22 protein-coding genes are annotated in these 21,172 nt (G+C 67.9%); 10 read left to right on the forward strand and 12 right to left on the reverse strand.

What is annotated here, in order from left to right:
• Nucleotides 1-2 precede the first annotated feature (2 nt).
• The 3 genes from DSD19_RS09255 to DSD19_RS09265 all read right to left on the reverse strand — a co-directional run bounded on the left by DSD19_RS09255 (nucleotide 3) and on the right by DSD19_RS09265 (nucleotide 2,532).
• Nucleotides 3-1,322 carry a VPLPA-CTERM sorting domain-containing protein gene (locus tag DSD19_RS09255; protein ID WP_113669360.1) on the reverse strand — a complete coding sequence of 440 codons (1,320 nt, stop codon included), beginning with the start codon at nucleotides 1,320-1,322 and terminating at the stop codon, nucleotides 3-5.
• 159 nt (nucleotides 1,323-1,481) lie between these two features.
• Entirely contained in the window at nucleotides 1,482-2,033 is a 552-nt protein-coding gene (locus tag DSD19_RS09260) for a peptidylprolyl isomerase (RefSeq protein WP_113669361.1), read from the reverse strand.
• A complete protein-coding gene (locus tag DSD19_RS09265; RefSeq protein WP_075785345.1) occupies nucleotides 2,026-2,532 on the reverse strand; it encodes a peptidylprolyl isomerase in 507 nt (168 codons plus the stop codon). Before DSD19_RS09265 ends, DSD19_RS09260 begins: the two co-directional genes overlap by 8 nt.
• 147 nt (nucleotides 2,533-2,679) lie before the next feature.
• Between DSD19_RS09265 and pgk the strand changes: the two genes are divergently transcribed.
• The 5 genes from pgk to DSD19_RS09290 all read left to right on the forward strand — a co-directional run bounded on the left by pgk (nucleotide 2,680) and on the right by DSD19_RS09290 (nucleotide 8,228).
• Nucleotides 2,680-3,870 carry a phosphoglycerate kinase gene (gene pgk, locus DSD19_RS09270; protein ID WP_113669362.1) on the forward strand — a complete coding sequence of 397 codons (1,191 nt, stop codon included), beginning with the start codon at nucleotides 2,680-2,682 and terminating at the stop codon, nucleotides 3,868-3,870.
• A gap of 160 nt (nucleotides 3,871-4,030) precedes the next feature.
• The gene (locus tag DSD19_RS09275; protein WP_113669363.1) at nucleotides 4,031-4,333 is read left to right on the forward strand and encodes a septum formation initiator family protein; all 303 of its coding nucleotides are present in this window, start codon (nucleotides 4,031-4,033) and stop codon (nucleotides 4,331-4,333) included.
• A gap of 152 nt (nucleotides 4,334-4,485) precedes the next feature.
• Nucleotides 4,486-5,496: a pyruvate dehydrogenase (acetyl-transferring) E1 component subunit alpha gene (pdhA, locus tag DSD19_RS09280; RefSeq protein WP_113669364.1), complete on the forward strand. Its 1,011-nt coding sequence runs from the start codon at nucleotides 4,486-4,488 to the stop codon at nucleotides 5,494-5,496.
• A gap of 16 nt (nucleotides 5,497-5,512) precedes the next feature.
• Nucleotides 5,513-6,895 carry a pyruvate dehydrogenase complex E1 component subunit beta gene (locus DSD19_RS09285; RefSeq protein ID WP_113669365.1) on the forward strand — a complete coding sequence of 461 codons (1,383 nt, stop codon included), beginning with the start codon at nucleotides 5,513-5,515 and terminating at the stop codon, nucleotides 6,893-6,895.
• A 10-nt stretch (nucleotides 6,896-6,905) separates the two neighbouring features.
• The gene (locus DSD19_RS09290) at nucleotides 6,906-8,228 is read left to right on the forward strand and encodes a pyruvate dehydrogenase complex dihydrolipoamide acetyltransferase (protein WP_113669366.1); all 1,323 of its coding nucleotides are present in this window, start codon (nucleotides 6,906-6,908) and stop codon (nucleotides 8,226-8,228) included.
• A gap of 47 nt (nucleotides 8,229-8,275) precedes the next feature.
• Here DSD19_RS09290 and DSD19_RS09295 read toward each other — a convergent pair whose 3' ends face one another.
• From DSD19_RS09295 to argH, 7 genes are all read right to left on the reverse strand, one after another.
• A complete protein-coding gene (locus DSD19_RS09295; protein WP_113669367.1) occupies nucleotides 8,276-9,298 on the reverse strand; it encodes an endonuclease in 1,023 nt (340 codons plus the stop codon).
• Nucleotides 9,299-9,367: 69 nt separating this feature from the next.
• Nucleotides 9,368-11,890 (reverse strand): TIGR02302 family protein, encoded by a 2,523-nt coding sequence (locus tag DSD19_RS09300; protein ID WP_113669368.1) that lies wholly within the window; start codon nucleotides 11,888-11,890, stop codon nucleotides 9,368-9,370.
• A 37-nt stretch (nucleotides 11,891-11,927) separates the two neighbouring features.
• On the reverse strand, nucleotides 11,928-13,193 hold the full coding sequence (gene lysA, locus DSD19_RS09305) for a diaminopimelate decarboxylase (RefSeq protein ID WP_113669369.1): 1,266 nt from the start codon (nucleotides 13,191-13,193) through the stop codon (nucleotides 11,928-11,930).
• A 17-nt stretch (nucleotides 13,194-13,210) separates the two neighbouring features.
• The gene (locus DSD19_RS09310; protein WP_113669370.1) at nucleotides 13,211-13,534 is read right to left on the reverse strand and encodes a DUF2834 domain-containing protein; all 324 of its coding nucleotides are present in this window, start codon (nucleotides 13,532-13,534) and stop codon (nucleotides 13,211-13,213) included.
• Nucleotides 13,531-13,710, reverse strand: a complete 180-nt coding sequence (locus tag DSD19_RS09315; RefSeq protein ID WP_243627846.1) for an argininosuccinate lyase — start codon at nucleotides 13,708-13,710, stop codon at nucleotides 13,531-13,533. The genes DSD19_RS09310 and DSD19_RS09315 overlap by 4 nt, the downstream gene beginning before the upstream one ends.
• On the reverse strand, nucleotides 13,700-13,993 hold the full coding sequence (locus tag DSD19_RS09320) for a hypothetical protein (RefSeq protein WP_113669371.1): 294 nt from the start codon (nucleotides 13,991-13,993) through the stop codon (nucleotides 13,700-13,702). Before DSD19_RS09320 ends, DSD19_RS09315 begins: the two co-directional genes overlap by 11 nt.
• The gene (gene argH, locus DSD19_RS09325; protein ID WP_075787523.1) at nucleotides 13,990-15,393 is read right to left on the reverse strand and encodes an argininosuccinate lyase; all 1,404 of its coding nucleotides are present in this window, start codon (nucleotides 15,391-15,393) and stop codon (nucleotides 13,990-13,992) included. The genes DSD19_RS09320 and argH overlap by 4 nt, the downstream gene beginning before the upstream one ends.
• Nucleotides 15,394-15,418: 25 nt before the next feature.
• Here argH and DSD19_RS09330 point away from each other — a divergent pair, with 25 nt between their 5' ends.
• On the forward strand, nucleotides 15,419-15,976 hold the full coding sequence (locus tag DSD19_RS09330) for a TlpA disulfide reductase family protein (protein ID WP_113669372.1): 558 nt from the start codon (nucleotides 15,419-15,421) through the stop codon (nucleotides 15,974-15,976).
• Between the two features lie 4 nt (nucleotides 15,977-15,980).
• Here DSD19_RS09330 and DSD19_RS09335 read toward each other — a convergent pair whose 3' ends face one another.
• A complete protein-coding gene (locus DSD19_RS09335; protein WP_113669373.1) occupies nucleotides 15,981-16,550 on the reverse strand; it encodes a DNA-3-methyladenine glycosylase I in 570 nt (189 codons plus the stop codon).
• Between the two features lie 131 nt (nucleotides 16,551-16,681).
• Here DSD19_RS09335 and DSD19_RS09340 point away from each other — a divergent pair, with 131 nt between their 5' ends.
• From DSD19_RS09340 to DSD19_RS09355, 4 genes are all read left to right on the forward strand, one after another.
• The gene (locus DSD19_RS09340; RefSeq protein ID WP_113669374.1) at nucleotides 16,682-17,524 is read left to right on the forward strand and encodes an EAL domain-containing protein; all 843 of its coding nucleotides are present in this window, start codon (nucleotides 16,682-16,684) and stop codon (nucleotides 17,522-17,524) included.
• A gap of 403 nt (nucleotides 17,525-17,927) precedes the next feature.
• A complete protein-coding gene (locus DSD19_RS09345) occupies nucleotides 17,928-19,103 on the forward strand; it encodes an acetyl-CoA C-acetyltransferase (RefSeq protein ID WP_113669375.1) in 1,176 nt (391 codons plus the stop codon).
• A 95-nt stretch (nucleotides 19,104-19,198) separates the two neighbouring features.
• Nucleotides 19,199-19,921: an acetoacetyl-CoA reductase gene (phbB, locus tag DSD19_RS09350; protein WP_113669376.1), complete on the forward strand. Its 723-nt coding sequence runs from the start codon at nucleotides 19,199-19,201 to the stop codon at nucleotides 19,919-19,921.
• 206 nt (nucleotides 19,922-20,127) lie between these two features.
• Nucleotides 20,128-21,006, forward strand: a complete 879-nt coding sequence (locus DSD19_RS09355; RefSeq protein ID WP_113669377.1) for a DMT family transporter — start codon at nucleotides 20,128-20,130, stop codon at nucleotides 21,004-21,006.
• Here DSD19_RS09355 and DSD19_RS09360 read toward each other — a convergent pair.
• Complete coding sequence (locus tag DSD19_RS09360; protein WP_075785329.1) at nucleotides 20,997-21,164, reverse strand: YdcH family protein; 168 nt, start codon at nucleotides 21,162-21,164, stop codon at nucleotides 20,997-20,999. The genes DSD19_RS09355 and DSD19_RS09360 overlap by 10 nt on opposite strands.
• Between the last annotated feature and the right edge of the window lie 8 nt (nucleotides 21,165-21,172).

A 21,172-nucleotide genomic window follows, 5' to 3' on the forward strand; every position in this document is an offset into this window, starting at 1 on the left:
GATCAGCCGCGGCGCCGCAGCAGCCCGAAGCCCGCCAGCGCACTGACGATCAGCACGCCGCCTGCCGGAAGCGGCACCGGCGCCGGCTGGGCGATGGCGGCGATGTCGTCATAACCATAGGTCGCATCGGCGAAGTTGAAGATCTCGAACCCGGTCAGCGCGACCGAGAAGCTGTCGGCCCCGTTCTCGAAGCTCAGCCCGAGGATCGAGCCCGTGAGCGTCGCGCTCAGCATGTCGAAAGTGTAGTCGAGCGCCGAGAACTGGTCCTGCCCCTCGCCGCCGTCGAACAGCGCCCCCGCACCGCCGAAGATGTCCGAGAAGCCGCCGATCAGATCGAAGGCATCGTCGCCTGCGCCGAACTCGGCCCCGCCGACGACGCTGCTGCCCTCGAAGCTGACGAAGACATCGTTGCCCGCGCGCAGCTGCAGCGCCAGCCCCGTCGGGTCGGCCGCGCCATCGCGCGTACTCATCAGCGTACCCGCATTGTAGACCGCGATATCCTGGGTCACGGCCTCGTCGGTCTCGACCGCGACGGTGCCCGAGATCAGCCCGAAGTTGTCGATGACCCCCGTCCCGGTGCCCGGGTCGAAGTCGATGGCGGCATCGACGGTCGAGCGGATCACCCCGGTCGCCTCGTTGCGGATATAGCCTGAATCGATGTCGATGGCGTCCTGCGGATCGTCGCTGTCGCCGGGGGTCTGGATATTGGCAATGAGCCCCGAATTGACGATGGTCGCGTTCTCGCCGACCTGAATGGCGTCGTCGAAGCCCTCGATCGTGCCCTTGTTGGTGATGTCGGCACCGTTGCCGGTCTCGATCCCCTCATTGCCGGTCGAGCGGATCACCGCCCCGGCCGTGTTGACCAGCGTCAGGCCGTTGCCGCCTTCGTCATCGTCGTCGGGCCCGGCCTTGACCGCCTTGCCGGGGGTTTCGATCAGCCCGGTATTGGTCAGGGTCAGCCCGTCATGGCCCTCGGTATCGACACCGTCATCGGCCGCGCGGATCGTGCCGTCATTGTTCAGGGTCAGATCGTCGCCCGCCACGACCGCGTCATCGCTGCCGTCGATGGTGCCGCTGTTCAGCAGCGTGTTGCCGTCGCCCTTGATCTTGACGGCATCCGTGTCGGCCGCCGCGGGCGCGACCGAGGCCCCGTCCTGGACATAGACGGTCAGATCGTCCGAGCCGTCCGAAAAGCCGTCGGTATCGGCGCCGGTGCAGAACACGACATCGCCCGCTCCGGGATTGTCCGGCGCACAGTCGGCCAGGGCCAGCCCCGGCCCCGCCAGCACGCCCATCGTCGTCAGAAGAAGAATCCGTTTCATTGGCAGCCCCCCGGCATGAACTCAAATGCCTTCCCGCTACCCGGCAGAGTTAACAAATCCGTGACAGCCCGGCGAGCCGGAGGCCGGATTTGGTCTCTCGGCCGCAAAAAGGGCGGAGCCCGCAGGCCCCGCCCCTGTTTTCGCACGCGGAAGAAGAGCTTAGTCGGTCACGCTCACCTTGACCATGCGGTCGGGCTGTCCCGTGACCTCGCCGTTCCGGCCCGAGCCGCGCTTGATCGCGTCGACCACGTCCATGCCCTTCGTCACCCGGCCGACGACCGTGTACTGACCGTTCAGATGCGGCGCCGGGGCGAACATGATGAAGAACTGCGAATTGGCCGAATCCGGGTTGGCCGAGCGCGCCATGCCGACCGTGCCCCTGTCGAACGGCACGTCCGAGAATTCGGCCTTGAGGTCGGGGCGGGTCGACCCGCCGGTGCCCGCGCGCCGCATGTCCATGCCGAGCTTGCCGAATTCGACATCGCCGGTCTGCGCCATGAAACCGTCGATCACCCGGTGGAAGACGACATCGTCATAGGCGCCCTCGCGGGCCAGCTCGGCGATGCGCTGGACATGGCCGGGCGCCACATCGTCCAGCAGCTCGACATGGACGGTGCCGTTCGCCCCCTCTCCCGCCACCTGGATGTCGAGACCGGTCGCCAGCGCCGGTCCCGCCAGGGTGCAGAGAAGCGCGACCAGAAGGTTACGCATCGGCGGCGACCTTGACGCTGATCATGCGGTCGGGATTGGCCGGCGGCTCGCCCCGGACAATGGCGTCGACATGCTCCATCCCCTCGATCACCCGGCCATAAACGGTGTACTGGCCGTTGAGGAAATGGTTGTCGGCGAAGTTGATGAAGAACTGCGAATTGGCCGAGTTCGGGTTCGAGGACCGCGCCGCGCCCAGCGTGCCCCGGTCATGGGGCAGCTTGGAAAACTCGGCGGGCAGGTCGGGCAGGTCGGACCCTCCGGTCCCGGCCCGGCCGGGGTTGTAGTCCTTTTCGGCATTGCCATGCGCAACATCGCCGGTCTGGGCCATGAAGCCCTCGATCACGCGGTGGAACACGACATTGTCATAGTCCCCGGCGCGCGCAAGCGCCTTCATCCGCTCGACATGCTTCGGGGCAACCTCGGGCAGAAGCGCGATCACGACGCGGCCCCCCTTCAGCTCCATGATGATGGTGTTCTCGGGGTCCTTGATCTCGGTCATCGCCGGTTCCTCCTCGGGATCTCTGTCGGGCCGAGACACTAGTGCGGCGGAAAGGCGATGAAAAGAGGCGCCGACGGGACCGGCCATTGACCTTTCCGGCACTTCGGGCGAATTAACGCCAACGTGAGCCCTTCGGGAGGACGACACATGCCCTGGAAGACCCTCGACGACATGGACCTTGCCGGCAAGGTGGTCCTGGTCCGGGTGGACATCAACGTACCGGTCGAGGATGGCCGGGTGACCGACGCGACGCGGATCGAGCGGATCAAGCCGACCGTGGACGACATCCTGAAGGCGGGCGGCAAGCCCGTGCTGCTGGCCCATTTCGGCCGGCCCAAGGGCAAGGTCGTGCCCGAGATGAGCCTCAAGATCACCCTGCCCGCGCTGGAAGAGGCGTTCGGCCGCGGCGTGATCTTTGCCGACGACTGCATCGGGCTGCCGGCCAAGCAGGCCGTCGCCGCGCTCAGCGAGGGCGACATCCTGCTGCTGGAAAACACCCGTTTCCACGAGGGCGAGGAAAAGAACGACCCGGCGCTGGCTGCCGCGATGGCCGCGCTTGGCGACATCTACGTGAACGACGCCTTCTCGGCCGCGCACCGGGCGCATGCCTCGACCGAGGGCATCGCCAAGCTGCTGCCCTCCTGCGCGGGACGGCTGATGGAGGCCGAGCTGACTGCGCTGGAAGGCGCTCTTGGCAACCCGGCCCGGCCGCTGGTGGCGGTCGTGGGGGGCGCCAAGGTCTCGACCAAGCTCGATCTTCTGGGCAATCTCGTCGGCAAGGTCGATTTCCTGGTGATCGGCGGCGGCATGGCCAATACCTTCCTGGCCGCCCAGGGCATCAATGTCGGCAAGTCGCTGTGCGAACATGACATGGCCGGCACTGCGCGCGACATCAAGGACAAGGCCGATGCCGCGGGCTGCCGGATCGTGCTGCCGGTCGACGTGGTGGTCGCGCGCGAATTCCGCGCGGGCGCGGTGAACGAGACCGTTGCGGCCGATGCCTGCCCTGCCGATGCGATGATCCTCGATGCCGGCCCGAAATCGGTCGAGCTGATCGAGGAGGTCTTCGCCAAGTGCAAGACGCTGATCTGGAACGGCCCGCTCGGCGCCTTCGAGATCGACCCGTTCGATGCCGCCACCAACGCGGCGGCGGCCAAGGCGGCCGAGCTGACCGAAGCCGGGCTGCTGGTGTCGGTCGCGGGCGGCGGCGACACGGTCGCGGCGCTGAACGGCGCGGGCGCGGCCGAAAAGTTCAGCTATATCTCGACCGCGGGTGGTGCCTTCCTCGAATGGATGGAAGGCAAGACCCTGCCGGGCGTGGCCGCGCTTCAGGACTGAGCCGGGTCAGCCCGGCCTGTCCGCCCTGCCCCATGAACGGCGGCCCGCCCGGGCCGCCGTCATTGTGATGGGCGGCCCCGACTTTTCGATTCACAAGCCGATTCGCTTGCCCTAGACTGCGGCGGACCGCGCCTGTCGCGCGGCAAGCAGGGGCAGGGTCATGACCGCGGCGCGTCTGCGCCCCGCCTGGGGGGCGCTCGTCTATATCGGGATCAGTTTCTCGCTGGCGATGTATTTCACCTTCGCCGCGGTGCAGGGCGATTACGGGCTGTTCCGCCGGATCCAGATCGAGGCCGATGCCGCCGCGCTCGAAGCCCAGAAGGCCGCGCTCGAGGCCGAACTCGAGGCCGTCTCGAACAAGACCCGGCGGCTGTCGGACGGCTATCTCGACCTCGACCTTCTCGACGAACGCGCCCGCAGCGTGCTGGGCCTGATCCGCGCCGACGAAATCGTCGTGCGCTGAGCGGCCGCGCGCCACATCCCCACAGCTTTCCGTCTCTGGCCGAAACCGGCCTGCCCGGCCGCGACCGGCAAAAAGCCCTCGCAATCCTGGAATCGCTCTGATATATTTTCGTTTAACGTTAAACCATTTCTGCGCATGGGAGGCGCCGCCCGATGGCCACGCGAAAACCGCCCGCGAAACCGAACACCTCCAAGGAAGAATTGCTGACCTTCTACCGCGAGATGCTGCTGATCCGGCGCTTCGAGGAGAAGGCCGGCCAGCTTTACGGGATGGGGCTGATCGGCGGGTTCTGCCACCTCTATATCGGCCAGGAAGCGGTCGTCGTCGGGCTCGAGGCCGCAGCCGAAGAGGGCGACAAGCGCGTCACCTCGTATCGCGACCACGGCCATATGCTGGCCTGCGGCATGGACCCCAAGGGGGTGATGGCCGAATTGACGGGCCGCGAGGGCGGTTATTCCAAGGGCAAGGGCGGCTCGATGCACATGTTCTCGAAGGAGCGCCATTTCTATGGCGGCCACGGGATCGTGGGCGCCCAGGTGCCGATCGGCGCGGGGCTGGCCTTCTCGGACAAGTACAAGGGCAACGGCCGGGTGACATTCGCCTATTTCGGCGACGGCGCCGCCAACCAGGGCCAGGTCGCGGAAACCTACAACATGGCCCAGCTCTGGTCGCTGCCGGTGATCTTCGTGATCGAGAACAACCAGTATGCCATGGGCACCTCGGTCAAGCGCTCGACCATGAGCCCCGATTTCTGGGAACGCGGCGCCTCCTACGGCATCGCGGGCGAGGCGGTCGACGGCATGGACGTGCTGGCGGTCAAGGCCGCGGGCGAGAAGGCCGTCGCCCACTGCCGCGCGGGCAAGGGCCCCTATATCCTGGAAATCATGACCTACCGCTATCGCGGCCACTCGATGTCGGACCCCGCGAAGTACCGCTCGCGCGAGGAGGTGCAGAAGATCCGCGAGGAACGCGACGCCATCGAGCATGTGCGCGAGCTGATCCTGCAGGGCAAGCACGCGTCCGAGGACGAGCTGAAAGAGATCGACAAGGAGATCAAGGCCGTCGTGAACGAGGCCGCCGAGTTCGCCAAGGAAAGCCCCGAGCCCGCTCTCGACGAGCTTTACACCGACATCTACGCCGACACGGCGCCGCAGAACGCCTGAGCGAGGAGAGACAGACATGGCAACGGAAATCCTGATGCCCGCGCTTTCCCCGACGATGGAAGAGGGCACTCTGGCGAAATGGCTGGTCAAGGAGGGCGACACCGTCTCGGCGGGCGACATCCTGGCCGAGATCGAGACCGACAAGGCGACGATGGAATTCGAGGCCGTCGACGAGGGCCTGATCGGCAAGATCCTGATCGAGGCCGGCACCGAAGGCGTGAAGGTCAACACCCCCATCGCCGTGCTGGTCGAAGAGGGCGAAGATGCCGACGCCGCCGTCAAGGCGGCGCAGGAGGCCGCGCCCGCGGCCGACGCGGACGGCAAGGCGGCCTCCGGCGGAGGCTCCGCGCCGTCCGCCCCCGCCGAACCGAAACGCGCCCGGCCGGTGGCCGAACCCGAGATCCCCGAAGGCACGAAGATGAAATCGACCACGGTCCGCGAGGCGCTGCGCGATGCCATGGCCGAAGAGATGCGCCGCGACGGCGACGTCTTCCTGTTGGGCGAGGAAGTCGCCGAATACCAAGGCGCCTACAAGATCAGCCAGGGCCTGCTCGACGAATTCGGCGCGAAGCGCGTGATCGACACCCCGATCTCCGAACATGGCTTCGCGGGTCTCGGCGTCGGCGCGGCCTTCGGCGGCCTGCGCCCCATCGTCGAGTTCATGACCTTCAACTTCGCCATGCAGGCCGTCGACCAGATCATCAACTCGGCCGCCAAGACGCTGTACATGTCGGGCGGCCAGATGGGCTGCCCCATCGTGTTCCGCGGCCCGAACGGCGCCGCCGCCCGGGTCGCCGCCCAGCACAGCCAGGACTATGCCGCCTGGTATGCCCATATCCCCGGCCTCAAGGTGGTCCAGCCCTATTCGGCCGCCGATGCCAAGGGCCTGCTGAAAACCGCGATCCGCGACCCGAACCCGGTGATCTTCCTTGAAAACGAGATCCTCTACGGCCGCAGCTTCGAGGTTCCGGTGCTCGACGATTTCACCATCCCCTTCGGCAAGGCCCGGATCTGGCGCGAGGGCAAGGATGTGACGCTGGTCAGCTTCGGCATCGGCATGGCCCATACGCTCGAGGCCGCCGATGCGCTGGCCAAGGAAGGCATCGAGGCCGAGGTGATCGACCTGCGCACGCTGCGCCCGCTCGACACCGCGACGGTGATCGAAAGCGTCAAGAAGACCAACCGCTGCGTCACCGTCGAGGAAGGCTTCCCGGTCTGCTCGATCGGCAACCACATCTCGGCGGTGCTGATGCAGGAAGCCTTCGACTGGCTCGACGCGCCGGTGATCAACTGCACCGGCAAGGACGTGCCGATGCCCTATGCGGCGAACCTGGAAAAGCTGGCGCTGGTGACCGCGAAAGAGGTCGTCGAAGCCGCCCGCGCTGTGACCTACCGCTGAGGAGACCGGCATGCCCACCGAAATCCTGATGCCCGCCCTCTCTCCGACCATGGAGGAAGGCACGCTCGCGAAATGGCTGGTCAAGGAAGGCGACACCGTCGCTTCCGGCGACCTCATCGCCGAGATCGAGACCGACAAGGCCACGATGGAATTCGAGGCCGTCGACGACGGCCGGATCGGCAAGCTGCTGGTCGCGGCCGGAACCGAGGGCGTGAAGGTCAACACGCCCATCGCCGTGCTGCTGGAAGAGGGCGAAAGCGAAGACGACATCAACGACAACGCGGCCCCGTCGAAACCGGCCCCGGAGGCTGCGCCCGCAGCCGACGCGGGCGGCAAGGCGGCCCCCGACGGGGGTCCCGCGCCGGCCGCCGCCCCGCCCGCGCCCAGCGCCACCGATGGCCAGCGGATCTTCGCCTCGCCGCTCGCGCGCCGGATCGCGGCCGAAAAGGGTCTCGACCTGACCGCCATACAGGGCTCGGGCCCGCGCGGGCGTATCGTCAAGGCCGATGTCGAGGCCGCGACCGCCCCCGCCGCAAAACCCGCAAAGGCCGAGGCGCCCCAGACCGCCGCCGCCCCACAGGCCGCCGCCGCTCAGCCAGCCGGGCTATCGCCGGACGCGGTCGCGCGGATGTACGACGGGCGCGCCTACGAGGTCGTCACCCTCGACGGCATGCGCAAGACCATCGCCGCCCGCCTGACCGAGGCCAAGCAGACCATCCCGCATTTCTACCTGCGCCGCGACATCCGGCTCGACGCGCTGCTCGACTTCCGCAGCACGCTCAATGCCCAGTTGAGCCCCCGAGGCGTCAAGCTTTCGGTCAACGACTTCATCATCAAGGCCTGCGCGCTGGCGCTCCAGCAGGTGCCCAGGGCCAATGCAGTCTGGGCCGGCGACCGCATCCTGCAACTGAAACCCTCCGATGTGGCGGTCGCGGTGGCCATCGAGGGCGGGCTCTTCACCCCCGTCCTGAAGGATGCCGAGACCAAGTCGCTCAGCCAGCTTTCGAAAGAGATGAAAGATCTGGCGACCCGCGCCCGCGACCGCAAGCTCGCGCCGCAGGAGTATCAGGGCGGCAGCTTCGCGATTTCCAATCTCGGGATGTTCGGGATCGACAATTTCGACGCGGTGATCAACCCGCCCCATGGCGCGATCCTCGCGGTCGGCGCGGGCGTGAAGAAACCCGTCGTCAACGAGGCCGGAGAGATCGAGGTCGCGACGGTCATGTCGGTCACGCTCAGCGTCGATCACCGGGTGATCGACGGGGCGCTTGGCGCCGAGTTGCTGCAGGCGATCCGGGACAATCTGGAAAACCCGCTCGCCATGCTGGCCTGAGCCCGCCCCCGGCCCTGCAGGATCGCCGGTCCTGCAGGGCCGGGGCCTTATCCCGTCAAAGGCTTGCTCAACTCGACCCAGATCGGGCGGTGATCGCTCGGGCGCTGGGTTCGCGCGGCGCCGGACCCGTCCAGTTCCGCCTCATAGGCGTCATGGGCGATCCCGGCTGCCTGCACCCAGGGCGCAAGCCCCGGCGAGATCGCGAAATGATCCAGCAAAAGCGGACGGTCCGGCACCTCGTCGACGAAATCGTCGAAGCGCGCGGTGAACAGCGCCGCAGGCGGCACATGGGCCAGCAGCGGATGGCGGAAGATCAGCTCGGGCGTGAAGGTGGACCCCAGCACGATATCGGCCACGTTATGGGTCAGATAGCTCCGCTCGAAGAAATCCGTCCCCGGCCCGTCATTCCAGTCTCCGGTGACCACGATCCGCGCCGCCGGGTCGTCCGTCACCAGCGTGTCGAGATAGGCACGCAGCCGGAAGCCCTCGGCCGAAATGCGCCTGCGCGCCAGCAAGGCCGCCACCACGAATTCCTGCCGCCGCACCGGATCGCGCCAGAGCGCCTCGCCGCCATGGACATATTTCGACTTGGTGTGCAGCACGACGACCCGGACCGGCGCGCCGCCCACCGGGTCGATATCGACCACCAGCGGCAGCCGGGTGAAGTCATAGCCCTCCAACAGCATGTCGCCATTGACGTCCGCCGCCCAGGGCTCGGTCAGCGCCAAGGTCGCGGCATCGCTCGCCCGCTCGACCGCGCGCACGAGCCCGTCCCGGCGGCGCAGCACGTAAAGCTTCTGCGCGCCCCCGTCGGAACCGATCAGCGCCTCAAAGCGCGGCCCGTCGGCATCCGACAGAAACTCGTCGATAAACAACGCCATCTCGGCCTCGGCGCTGGGGCCTTCCTGCAGACAGAGCAGGTCGGGCGCCAGCGCGTCGATCACCGCGGCGGCCTTGCGGGCACAGGTCCGCGCCTCGTCCGCCGACAGCTCGTTCGAGCCCCAGCGCGGCCGGGCATTGCCCGAAAACCATTTGTTCATCCATTCGAGATTCCAGTCGACGATTTTCACGCCCGCCTCCCCTGCGACCGGTGACCCAAGGGAAGCCTAGCACAGCCGCGCGACTTGCGGGTGACGCGATCAGAACCGGTCGAGCAGGCGCCGGAGGTAGTCGAGTTCGAGATCGGGGCGGTTCTGTTCGCCCGAGCGGCGGCGGATCTCGTCCAGCAGATCGCGGGCGCGGCGGTAGACATCCTCGCCCTGCAGCATGCTGTCCTCGGTGCCGACCTGCCCGGTCGAGCCCGGCGCGCGGCCCAGCGGGTCGCGGCGTTCGCCGCCGGCATCGGCCCGGCCCATGCCCTGACCGTCCTCGCCGCCCTCCTGCCGGTTCCGGGCCAGCGCGTCGCCCAGATTGCGCATGCCCTCGCGGAGCGCCTCCATCGCCTCGGCCTGATCGTCCAGCGCCCCGGCCAGATCGTTGTCGCGCAGCGCCCGCTCGGCCTCGTCCATCGCCCGGCCCGCGCGATCCAGCGCCTCGCGCGTGGCTTCGCTCTCGGGCGAGGCGCCAAGACCGGGCAGGCCCTGCTGCTGGCGTTCCAGTTCGCGGCGCAGCGCGTCCTGACGGTCGGCGAGGCCTTGCGCTCCGCCCTGCCCCTGGCCCGGCTCGCCTTCGCCCTGCCCTTGCTGACCTTGACCCTGCTGGCCCTGGCCCTGCTGGCCGCCGGGATTGAACTGGTCCTGCAGGTCGCGGAAGGCATCGTCGGACAGGCCCTGCTGGTCGCGCAGCGTTTCTGCCAGCCCCTCCATCGCCTGCTGGCCCGGAGACGACCCGCCCGGACCTTGCGTGACCTGCATGTTCTCCATCATCTGCTGGAGCATCTGCAAAAGCTGCTGGGCCTCGTCCATCCGGCCCTCTTCCATCAGCTGCTGCAGCCGGTCCAGCATCTGCTGAAGCTGATCGCCGGTGATTTCCTGCGTCTCGCCATTCCGGGCCTGCTCCTGACCGTTCTCCTGCTGCTGCTGGGCCAGCTGGCGCATGTAGTCCTGCATCGCCTCGCGCAGCTCGTCCATCAGTTGGGCGATCTCGGCATCGCTGGCACCGTTCTTCATCGCCTCGGCCAGCCGTTCCTGCGCCCGGCGCAGCCGTTCGGCGGCATCCGACAGGTCGCCGTCCTCGATCAGCACGGCGATGTCCCAAAGCGCCTTGGCCAGTTCGGTCTGGGTCTCGGCGGTCAGCGCGGCGGCCGAAGCCTCGAGCCGCCGGATCGCCACGCGAAGCTGCAGATAGGCGCTTTCGTTGCGGAAGATCTCGTCGGGCCGGTAGCTGACCGCGCGCAGGATCTGCGCGACTTCGGGGGCGTTCGCCCGCGCCCAAAGCAGCGCCTGGCGCTGTTCGATCACCGCGCGCGCCAGCGGATCGAAGAACCTCCGCCCGGGCAGCACCATCTCGACGGGGGCCGACACGCCCCGCTGGCCCAGCGCATCCTCGGCCGCCAGCTCGATCCGGACCGGGAGCCCCGCCCAGGGGTGTTCGGACAGGTTCTCGACCAGGGTTTCGGTGAATTGCCGCCGGTCGCCGGAAATCGGCATCGGCAGATCCAGCACCAGCGGCTCGCGCGGGTCGGGATCGGCGGCCAGGCCATAGCGGCGGTCGGCGCGGGCCAGATCGAGCGTGATCGTCGCCTCGCCCCGGGTCACGCCGTAATCGTCGCTGGCCGAGAAGGGTTGCTTCATCTCGCCATCGGCCGCGACGTCCAGATCGCCGGTCAGCCGGATTTCCGGGCGGATATCGCGGCTCAGCACGATCTGCCAGGCGCGGCCGCCGGGGCCGTCGATTTCGACGCGGCCGTCCTTCACCACCTCGAAGCTTTGCGCCATGGCGTCGGTGCCCTCGGGCGGCGGGGCCTCGGCCCCCTCTTCGCGGCCCGAGACGGTTTCGGTCACGCCAAGCGCGCCCACCGCGCCGTAAAGCCTTAAGGTAATCCGGCTGCCCTGAGGCACGGCCAGTGCGTCATCGGTGATGTCGTTCAGATAAAGGCTGGGCTTGCCGGTATAGGCCGGGGGCTCGATCCAGCCCTCCCATGTCGGTCCGGCGGCAAGCGCCGGGCCGCCCTGCCCCAGATCGGCGACACTGGCCACGCGCAGGAAGGACCCGAAGACCAGCGCCACGGTAAAGGCGATCAGCGCGACATGGCGCAGACCGTAGGGGTCGCGCGACGAAAGACGCAGATCGGGGGGAACCGCGCGCGCGTGTTGCACCCGGGCCGCCATGCGCGCGATATGGGCGCGCCAGACCGCCTCGGAGGCGGGATCGCCCGCGCCGATGGCCTGACTGTCGGAAAGGGCCGAGATGGGCCGCCCCGGCAGCGTCCGGTCGAGCCGGTCAAGCGCCTCGGCCCGGCTTGGCCGCTGAAAGCCGCGGACGCCGTAGACGACCGTCGCCAGAAGCGCGGCCAGCAGCGCGCCCCCCAGCCCCAGCGCGGTCCCGCGGGTCAGCAGGTCATGCAGCCCGAAGGCAAGGGCCGATGCGATCAGCAGAAGAAGGCTCGCCAGCGGCCAGAAGGCCCGGCACAGACGCTCGGCCAAAAGGCCCGCCCAGGTCAGGCGCAGCGGCCAGCGCAGGTGGGTGAGGGCGTCGTCGGGGATCGGCGTGCGCTCGGTCATGCTCCCATCCGGCGGCGGACCCGGGCGGGGTGCCGGGTCACAACCATTCCGGGATGGTATCGCGGTTTATGATCTCGTCAAAGGACGGCCTCTGGCGAATGACGGCGAAGTGATCCCCGCTGACCAGCACCTCGGGCACCAGCGGGCGCGTGTTGTATTCCGACGCCATCACCGCGCCGTAGGCCCCGGCAGAACGGAAGGCCACAAGATCGCCCTCGGCCATCGGCGGCAGGTCGCGCGCCTTGGCGAAGGTGTCGCCGGTCTCGCAGACCGGGCCCACGACGTCATGAGGGGCATAGTCCGTTCCGGCGGCGGGTTCCCTCAGCGGCACGATGTCATGATACGCGCCATACATCGAGGGCCGGACCAGATCGTTCATCGCCGCATCGAGGATCAGGAAGGTCCGCCCCTCGCCCTCTTTCACATAGATCACCCGGCTGACCAGAACGCCCGCATTCCCGGCAATGAGCCGTCCGGGCTCGATCTCGATCTCGACCTCCAGATCGCCCAGCACGCGCTTGACCATGGCGCCATATTCGACCGGCAGCGGCGGCGCCGCGTTCGAGCGTTCGTAGGGAATGCCAAGCCCCCCGCCCAGATCCAGCCGGCGGATGTCGTGGCCCTCGGCGCGCAGCACCTTCGTCAGCTCGGCCACCTTGCCATAGGCCTGCTCGAAGGGCTCGAGCTGGGTCAACTGGCTGCCGATATGCACGTCGATCCCCAGCACCCGAAGCCCCGGCATCGCGGCGGCTCGGGCATAGACGTCTTTTGCGCGGGCGATCGGGATGCCGAACTTGTTCTCGGACTTGCCGGTCGCGATCTTCTCATGGGTTTTCGCATCGACATCGGGGTTCACCCGGACCGCGATGGGCGCGACCCGCCCCATCGACCGCGCGACCTCGTCCAGCGCCGCCATCTCGGGTTCCGATTCCACGTTGAACTGGCGGATGCCGCCCTCCAGCGCCAGCCGCATTTCCTCGCGGGTCTTGCCGACGCCGGAAAAGACGATCCGCTCGCCCGGCACGCCCGCCGCGCGCGCCTTGCGGTATTCGCCGCCCGACACGACGTCGATGCCCGCGCCGAGATCGCCCATCAGCTTGAGCACGGCCATGTTGGAATTGGCCTTCATCGCATAGCAGACCAGATGGTCGGTGCCCGCCAGCGCCTCGTCGAAAAGCCGGAAATGGCGGGTCAGCGTCGCCACGGAATAGCAATAGAAGGGCGTGCCCACCGTTGCCGCGATGTCGGCCAGCGACACGTCCTCGGCATGGAGCACACCGCTCCGGTAGAGGAAATGGTCCATTGGGGTCTCCGGGGGGCTCAGGCGGCTTTCGAGGGCCGCGAGCGCAGGAAGATGTAAAGCGGCAGGCCGCAGGACAGGCCGATGCCGAAGGTCAGCGGGATGCAGATCAGCCCCAGCGCGTCGCGGCGCCGGGCGCTGTCGATCAGGATCCACAGCGTCAGCGCGATGGCGCTGATCGTCAGGTCCCAGGTCAGGCCGGTGGCGCTGTCATTGACATACCAGGCATCTATCATGCCGCCCCAGTCCCAGTCATTGGCGAGGATCCAGCGCATGAAATAGAATATCGGGTGGATCGCGCCCCAGATCGCCAGCGCGAGAAAGAGATAGCGCAGGTATTTCATGGCCGGTTGCCTCCGACGACGCCCATTTCCGCGGTGCCGCTGACCGAAAAGCCGGTCCCGGCTTCGGATTTGGGCGGTTCGGGCGGGCCGTCGAGCCCGCAGCCCGCAAGCGTCAGGGCCAGCACCGCCGCCAGGGCCGCGCTGCCCCGCGGCCGAAACAACCGATCAGAAGCCAATTCCCACTCCTCCCGTACCAAGGATCAGCCGCACCGGGGCGCCGCGCGGACGCAGCCCGACCGAGGCGCCATCGGTGCCCACCGTAACAGCCGTGCTGCCGGTGTCCACGACCCTGGCCGAGGCGCGGGCCCCGCCCGGTCCGGCGCCGACCGCGACGCGGCCCGCCGACACCCCGCCGCTGACATCGCCCGCATTCGACACCGCGACCCCGCCATGCGGCCGGGCACACCCCGCCAGCGCCAGAAGCGCAAGGCACGCGGCAAATGTCGCGCCGCGTCTCATCCCAGCCGCTCGGTCCAGCGGGCGATCTGGGCACGGACCTGTTCGGGTGCGGTGCCGCCATAGCTCATCCGGCTGGCCACCGAATTATGCACGCCCAGCACGCCGAACACGTCCTCGCGGATGCCCTCATGCACCGACTGCATCTCGGCGAGGGAAAGGTCGGGCAGGTCGCAGCCCTTCGTCTCGGCCATGGCGACGAGGGTGCCGGTGACGTGATGGGCCTCGCGGAACGGAAGGCCCAGTTCGCGCACCAGCCAGTCCGCGAGATCGGTCGCGGTCGAGAAGCCGCTGGCGGCGGCCGCTTCCAGCGCCGGGCGGTTCGCGGTCATGTCGCGCACCATGCCCTCCATCGCGGCCAAGGCCAGCATCAGCGTGTCGGCCGCGTCGAAGACCTGTTCCTTGTCTTCCTGCATGTCCTTGGAATAGGCCAAGGGCAGGCCCTTCATCACCGTCATCAGCGCGACATTGGCACCGAAGATCCGGCCGATCTTGGCCCGGATCAGCTCGGCCGCGTCGGGGTTCTTCTTCTGCGGCATGATCGACGATCCGGTCGAGAACCGGTCGCTGAGCGCCACGAAGCGGAACTGCGCCGAGGACCAGATCACCAGCTCTTCGGCGAAGCGCGACAGATGCATCGCGCAGATCGAGGCCGCGCCCAGGAATTCCAGCGCGAAGTCGCGGTCGCTGACCGCGTCCAGCGAATTGGCCATCGGCCGGTCGAAGCCCAGCGCCTGTGCCGTCATGTGCCGGTCGATCGGGAAAGAGGTGCCCGCCAGCGCCGCAGCCCCCAGCGGGCTTTCGTTCATCCGCGCGCGCGCATCGCCGAATCGCGACAGATCGCGGGCGAACATCTCGACATAGGCCATCATGTGATGGCCCCAGGTCACCGGCTGTGCCGTCTGCAGATGGGTGAAGCCCGGCATCACCCAGTCCGCGCCCGCCTCGGCCTGCGCCAGCAGCGCGCGGATCAGCGCCTCAAGCCCGGCCATCGCCGCATCGGCCTGGTCGCGCACCCACAGCCGGAAGTCGGTCGCCACCTGATCGTTCCGGGACCGCGCGGTGTGCAGCCGCCCCGCCGGTTCGCCGATGATCTCTTTCAGCCGCGCCTCGACATTCATGTGAATGTCCTCGAGCGCGGTCGAGAACGTAAAGGACCCGGCCTCGATCTCTGACAAGACCGTGAGCAGGCCTTCCCGGATCGCCTCGGCATCCTTAACCGTGAGGATACCGGTTTCCGCCAGCATGGCGGCATGGGCGCGCGAGCCTGCGATATCCTGCGGGGCAAGGCGCTTGTCGAACGAGATCGAGGCGTTTATCGCCTCCATGATCGCGTCCGGCCCGTTGGCGAAACGTCCGCCCCACATGGCGTTGGAACGGGTCTGGGTCTGGTCTTTGGTCATCGGCTGGCCCCCTTCGGAGGGAAACATGGTCTTAAGGTCGCTCGTCCTCTACATCGCCCTCGGGCTCTGTGCAAACGCGGCTCCTGCCGCCGACATCGCCACGCTCGAAGCGATGCGCGAGGGCACCATGAAGAAACTGGTGTTCCACGCCGAACCGCAGGCGGTGCCCGATGCCGTTCTTCTGGACGAGACCGATGCCGAACGCAGCCTCGGCGAGTATCGCGGCCGCTGGGTGGTGCTGAACTTCTGGGGCACCTGGTGCCCGCCCTGCCTGGCCGAAATGCCGACGCTCGAGGCGCTGGCCGCGACGGCGGACAGCGACCGGCTTGCCGTGGTGACCGTGGCCACCGGGCGCAACCCGCCCCAGGCCATCGACCGGTGGTTCTCCGAACAGCAGATCGCGCATCTGCCGAAATGGCGCGACCAGTCCTCCTGGCTGGCGCGCTCGATGGGCATCCTGGCGCTGCCGGTGACGGTGATCCTCGACCCCGAGGGCCGCGAGGTCGGCCGCCTGATGGGCGAGGCCGACTGGAACGGCCCCGAGGCCAGGGCGCTTCTGGGCAGTCTGGCCGAAGGGTCCTGACCGCTCAGCCCAGCGCCGCCACCTCGGCATGGCGCGGGCAGGTCACGACATGGTCGTTGACCATGCCCACCGCCTGCATGAAGGCATAGGTGATGGTCGGCCCGCAGAACTTGAAGCCGTCCGCCTTCAGCGCCTTCGACATCGCCTGCGACCGCGGTGTCTGGGCCGGGACCTCGGCCAGGCTGGCGAAGTTGTTCTGCAGCGGCGCACCGTCGACATGGCGCCACAGATAGTCCGAAAACCCCTCGCGCGCCTCGATCTCGCACCAGGCGCGTGCATTGCCGATGGTCGCCTCGATCTTGCCGCGATGCCGCACGATGCCCGGATCGGCCAGCAGCCGCGCGACCTCGGCCTCGCCCCAGCCCGCGATAATCTCGGGATCGAAGCCCGCAAAGGCGGCCCGGAACCCCTCGCGCTTGCGCAGAATCGTCAGCCAGGACAGCCCGGCCTGGAACCCGTCGAGGATCAGCTTTTCGAACAGCGCGCGCGAGTCGCGCTCGGGCACGCCCCATTCCGTGTCATGATACGCCACGTAAATGGGCTCGCTTCCACACCAACCGCACCTTTCCGCCATAGAATTTTCCTTTTCATGTCGAGAGTTGCGAAAGACTACCCGGATTTCCTAAATTTGGAACCAAAAGCGAACCTTCACCTGACCTTAACCGTTCTCGCGCCATGAGAACGGAGAGCGAAGCGGAGGTCAGAATGCCGGACGGCAGCTATGAAAAAGGCGTTGCCGCGCCCCGAGGGTCGGACAGTCCGCTGTCCGCAGCCGTCGCGGAACGGGACCGGAACGTCATCGCGATGGTGCAGGACGCGCTGGACCGGCGCGATGTGGTGCTGGCCTTTCAGCCCGTCGTCCAAAGCATGGAAAACGGCAGGATCGCCTTCTACGAAGGTCTGATCCGCGTCATCGACCGCAGCGGCCGGACCATTCCGGCGGGCGAATTCATCGAGACGGTGGAAACCACCGAACTCGGCCGGGTGCTGGATTGCGCCGCACTTGAACTGGGGCTGGCAGCCCTGGCCGATTGCCCCGACCTGCGGCTTGCGATCAACATGTCCGCCCGCTCGATCGGCTATCCGCGCTGGACGCGCACCCTCAACCGCGCGATCGAGGACGACGCCACGCTCGCCGAACGGCTGATCCTGGAAATCACCGAAAGCTCGGCCATGGTGATGCCGGATCTGGTCACCGTCTTCATGCGCGACCTGCAGGCCAAGGGCATCGCCTTCGCGCTGGACGATTTCGGCGCGGGCTATACCGCGATCCGCTATCTGCGCGATTTCTACTTCGACATCCTCAAGATCGACGGCCAGTTCATTCGCGGCATCGCCGACGATCCCGACAATCAGGTGCTGACCTCGGCGCTGATCGCCATCGCCCAGCATTTCGACATGTTCACCGTGGCCGAGAATGTCGAAACCGCGCGCGACGCCGCCTGGCTGGCCTCTGCCGGTATCGACTGCATGCAGGGCTATGCCTTCGGCGCCCCGACCATCGTCCCGCCCTGGCGAAGCGGCAACCGCGAGCGCCGAAGCGCCTGACCGCCGCTCCGCGCCCGGGCAGATCCCGCGCCCACCGGCCTGCGACCTGAGCCTGGTGCGCCGCGGGCCGAACGGCCAGACCGGCACGCCAATCATGGGCCGGACGGCGCGCACGGCCCGAGGGATCAGGCCGTGTCCAAGCCGTCTCGCGTCCGATTCCGTCCGCTCGACCGCCCCCGCAGTTTTCTGCCCCGCACGGCGCCCGGGCACCAATTCCCGGGCCGGTTTTCCGCGATCCGTCCCCTCCGCGCGTCCCTGCCCTCCGGCAGGGCCGATGCTGCGGCGCGCCGCCGCGCGGGTTCCGGCCTGAACGCGTGAGGCGAGCCGCTGGCGGGGGGTGCAATTCTGCGCGTGCATCCCCTATAGTCGCCCCGTCAGGCACCCAGGGGAGAAGGACCTACCCATGACCAATGTCGTCATCGTTTCTGCCGCCCGTACCGCGGTCGGCAGCTTCAACGGCGCGTTCGCTACCGTTCCGGCCCACGAACTCGGCAAGACGATGCTCGAAGCGCTCGTCGCGCGGGCCGGTATTGACAAATCGGAGGTTTCCGAGACGATTCTCGGCCAGGTGCTGACCGCGGGTCAGGGCCAGAACCCGGCCCGTCAGGCCCATGTCAATGCGGGCTTCCCGGTCGAGGCGGCGGCCTGGTCGATCAACCAGGTCTGCGGCTCGGGCCTGCGTTCGGTGGCGCTGGCCGCGCAACACATCCTGCTGGGCGATGCCGCCATCGTCGCCGCCGGCGGGCAGGAGAACATGACGCTCAGCCCCCACGTCGCGCATCTGCGCGCGGGCCACAAGATGGGCGACGTCAAGTTCATCGATTCGATGATCAAGGACGGGCTGTGGGACGCCTTCAACGGCTATCACATGGGCCAGACCGCCGAGAACGTGGCCGAACAATGGCAGATCAGCCGCGACATGCAGGACGAATTCGCCCTGGCCAGCCAGAACAAGGCCGAGGCCGCGCAGAAGGACGGCCGCTTCGCGGACGAGATCGTCCCGGTGACGGTCCCGGGCCGCAAGGGCGACACCATCGTCGAGGCCGACGAGTACATCCGCCACGGCGCCACGATCGAGTCGATGCAGAAGCTGCGCCCGGCCTTCGCCAAGGACGGCTCGGTCACCGCGGGCAATGCCAGCGGCATCAATGACGGCGCCGCGGGCGTCCTGTTGATGTCGGCCGACGAGGCCGAGAAGCGCGGGCTGGAACCGCTGGCGCGGATCGCCTCCTATGCGACCGCCGGTCTCGATCCCTCGATCATGGGCACCGGTCCGATCCCGGCCTCGCGCAAGGCGCTGGAGAAAGCCGGCTGGAAGGTCGAGGATCTCGATCTTGTCGAGGCCAACGAGGCCTTCGCCGCCCAGGCCTGCGCGGTCAACAAGGACATGGGCTGGGACCCGGCCATCGTGAACGTGAACGGCGGCGCCATCGCCATCGGCCACCCGATCGGCGCCTCGGGCGCGCGGATCCTCAACACCCTGCTCTTCGAAATGAAGCGCCGGGACGCCAGGAAGGGCCTTGCGACCCTCTGCATCGGCGGCGGCATGGGCGTCGCCATGTGCCTGGAACGCGCCTGATCGCGACGAAATGACAAAGGGCGCGCAACATTCTTGCGCGTCCTGCGTTCATTTCATAACAGGATTACAAGAACAAACCCCCATCTGGAGGAATCATGGCACGAGTTGCATTGGTCACGGGCGGCACGCGCGGCATCGGCGAGGCGATCAGCAAGGCTCTCAAGGCCGCGGGCTATAGCGTGGCGGCCACCTATGGCGGCAATGACGAGGCGGCGAAGAAATTCACCGACGAGACCGGGATCGCCACCTACAAGTGGTCGGTGGCCGATTACGCGGCCTCGAAGGACGGGCTGGCAAAGGTCGAGGCCGATCTGGGCCCGATCGACGTGGTGGTCGCCAATGCCGGCATCACCCGCGACGCGCCGTTCCACAAGATGACCCCCGACCAATGGCAGGAGGTGATCGACACCAACCTGACCGGCGTCTTCAACACCGTGCATCCGGTCTGGCCCGGCATGCGCGAGCGCAAGTTCGGCCGGGTGATCGTGATCAGCTCGATCAACGGGCAGAAGGGCCAGTTCGGCCAGGTGAACTATGCCGCGACCAAGGCGGGCGATCTCGGCATCGTCAAGTCGCTGGCCCAGGAAGGCGCGCGGTTCGGCATCACGGCCAACGCGATCTGCCCGGGCTACATCGCCACCGAAATGGTGATGGCGGTGCCCGAAAAGGTGCGCGAGGCGATCATCTCGCAGATCCCGACCGGCCGCCTCGGCGAGCCCGAGGAAATCGCGCGCTGCGTGGTCTTCCTGGCCTCCGACGATGCGACCTTCGTCAACGGCTCGACGATCTCGGCCAACGGCGCGCAGTTCTTCGTCTGATCCCGCCCGCGGGCGATCCGGGGCGGCCCTGACGGGCCGCCCCTTTCCGTTTCCGGGTCCGCTGCCGCGGACGCGCTGCGCGCCGGGTATTTGTGCCAAGAAGAAACAGACGGGGTCTTCTTCTTGGCAAAAATACCCCTGACGCAACGTCGGCCCCCGGCGCAATGCTCTGGCCGGAGCGCACCGGCCCGGATAAGCCTTCGGTCATGACCCGCACCCGTGCCACCGCCACCGGATTCGTCGCCGTCCTGCTCTGGGCGTTGCTTGCGCTGTTCACCGTGGGCTCGGCCCCGGTGCCGCCCTTGCAGCTGAACGCGCTCTGCTTTGCCATCGGCGGCACGCTGGGGCTCGTCTGGGTGATCGTCCGGGGCGAGGCGGGGCTGCTGCGGCGGATTTCCTGGAAGGTCTATGCCTTCGGCACGGCAGGGCTTTTCGGCTATCACGCGCTTTACTTCTCGGCGCTGCGGCTGGCGCCCGCGGCCGAGGCCGGGCTGATCGCCTATCTCTGGCCGCTTCTGATCGTGCTGATGTCGGGGCTTTTGCCCGGCGAGCGGCTGCGTGCGCCCCATGTGCTGGGCGCGCTGGCCGCCTTCGCGGGCGCGGCGCTGATCGTGGCCGGGGGCGCGATCGGCGGGTTCGACGCCGCCGCCCTGCCCGGCTACGGGCTTGCGCTGCTTTGTGCGCTGACCTGGTCAAGCTATTCGGTGCTGTCGCGGCGGCTGGGCACCGTCCCGACCGCCAGCGTCGCCGTCTTCTGCCTGGCTACCGCCGCCCTGTCGCTGCCGCTGCATCTGGCGCTGGAACAGACCGTCTGGCCAGAGACCGCGCTAGGCTGGGGCAGTGTCCTGGCTCTGGGGCTCGGCCCGGTGGGGCTGGCCTTCTATGTCTGGGATATCGGGGTCAAGCGGGGCGACATCCAGCTTCTGGGAGTGGCCAGCTATGCCGCGCCGCTGTTGTCGACCCTGGTCCTGGTCGGCGCCGGGGTTGCGGTCCCGACGCCCACCCTGTTCGCGGCGGCGATCCTGATCACCGGCGGCGCGGCCCTGGCCGCGCGCGCCAGCCGCCGGGCGGCCGATCAGGCCTGAGACAAACGTTCGATCTGTTCCTTGAGCTTCAGCTTCTGTTTCTTGAGTTCTGCGACCTGAAGAGTGTCGGAGGCCGGGGTCTGCTGGGCCCGTTCGACCTGATCAGAGAGAGCCTTGTGTTTCTTGCGCAGTTCTTGCAGATGCGAACTCAGATTCATGGCCGGTG

This window comes from Rhodovulum sp. BSW8, from assembly GCF_003314725.1.
GTDB classification, from domain to species: domain Bacteria; phylum Pseudomonadota; class Alphaproteobacteria; order Rhodobacterales; family Rhodobacteraceae; genus Rhodovulum; species Rhodovulum visakhapatnamense.

What these genes read in the sequence shown, in the direction of transcription:
- phbB (WP_113669376.1), top strand. Translation starts at nt 19,199, where the DNA reads ATGGCACGAGTTGCATTGGTCACGGGCGGCACGCGCGGCATCGGCGAG.
- DSD19_RS09255 (WP_113669360.1), bottom strand. Translation starts at nt 1,322, where the DNA reads ATGAAACGGATTCTTCTTCTGACGACGATGGGCGTGCTGGCGGGGCCG.
- DSD19_RS09330 (WP_113669372.1), top strand. Translation starts at nt 15,419, where the DNA reads ATGGTCTTAAGGTCGCTCGTCCTCTACATCGCCCTCGGGCTCTGTGCA.
- DSD19_RS09320 (WP_113669371.1), bottom strand. Translation starts at nt 13,993, where the DNA reads ATGAGACGCGGCGCGACATTTGCCGCGTGCCTTGCGCTTCTGGCGCTG.
- DSD19_RS09340 (WP_113669374.1), top strand. Translation starts at nt 16,682, where the DNA reads ATGCCGGACGGCAGCTATGAAAAAGGCGTTGCCGCGCCCCGAGGGTCG.
- lysA (WP_113669369.1), bottom strand. Translation starts at nt 13,193, where the DNA reads ATGGACCATTTCCTCTACCGGAGCGGTGTGCTCCATGCCGAGGACGTG.
- DSD19_RS09360 (WP_075785329.1), bottom strand. Translation starts at nt 21,164, where the DNA reads ATGAATCTGAGTTCGCATCTGCAAGAACTGCGCAAGAAACACAAGGCT.
- DSD19_RS09355 (WP_113669377.1), top strand. Translation starts at nt 20,128, where the DNA reads ATGACCCGCACCCGTGCCACCGCCACCGGATTCGTCGCCGTCCTGCTC.
- DSD19_RS09335 (WP_113669373.1), bottom strand. Translation starts at nt 16,550, where the DNA reads ATGGCGGAAAGGTGCGGTTGGTGTGGAAGCGAGCCCATTTACGTGGCG.
- DSD19_RS09260 (WP_113669361.1), bottom strand. Translation starts at nt 2,033, where the DNA reads ATGCGTAACCTTCTGGTCGCGCTTCTCTGCACCCTGGCGGGACCGGCG.
- pdhA (WP_113669364.1), top strand. Translation starts at nt 4,486, where the DNA reads ATGGCCACGCGAAAACCGCCCGCGAAACCGAACACCTCCAAGGAAGAA.
- DSD19_RS09275 (WP_113669363.1), top strand. Translation starts at nt 4,031, where the DNA reads ATGACCGCGGCGCGTCTGCGCCCCGCCTGGGGGGCGCTCGTCTATATC.
- pgk (WP_113669362.1), top strand. Translation starts at nt 2,680, where the DNA reads ATGCCCTGGAAGACCCTCGACGACATGGACCTTGCCGGCAAGGTGGTC.
- DSD19_RS09290 (WP_113669366.1), top strand. Translation starts at nt 6,906, where the DNA reads ATGCCCACCGAAATCCTGATGCCCGCCCTCTCTCCGACCATGGAGGAA.
- argH (WP_075787523.1), bottom strand. Translation starts at nt 15,393, where the DNA reads ATGACCAAAGACCAGACCCAGACCCGTTCCAACGCCATGTGGGGCGGA.
- DSD19_RS09345 (WP_113669375.1), top strand. Translation starts at nt 17,928, where the DNA reads ATGACCAATGTCGTCATCGTTTCTGCCGCCCGTACCGCGGTCGGCAGC.
- DSD19_RS09310 (WP_113669370.1), bottom strand. Translation starts at nt 13,534, where the DNA reads ATGAAATACCTGCGCTATCTCTTTCTCGCGCTGGCGATCTGGGGCGCG.
- DSD19_RS09300 (WP_113669368.1), bottom strand. Translation starts at nt 11,890, where the DNA reads ATGACCGAGCGCACGCCGATCCCCGACGACGCCCTCACCCACCTGCGC.
- DSD19_RS09265 (WP_075785345.1), bottom strand. Translation starts at nt 2,532, where the DNA reads ATGACCGAGATCAAGGACCCCGAGAACACCATCATCATGGAGCTGAAG.
- DSD19_RS09285 (WP_113669365.1), top strand. Translation starts at nt 5,513, where the DNA reads ATGGCAACGGAAATCCTGATGCCCGCGCTTTCCCCGACGATGGAAGAG.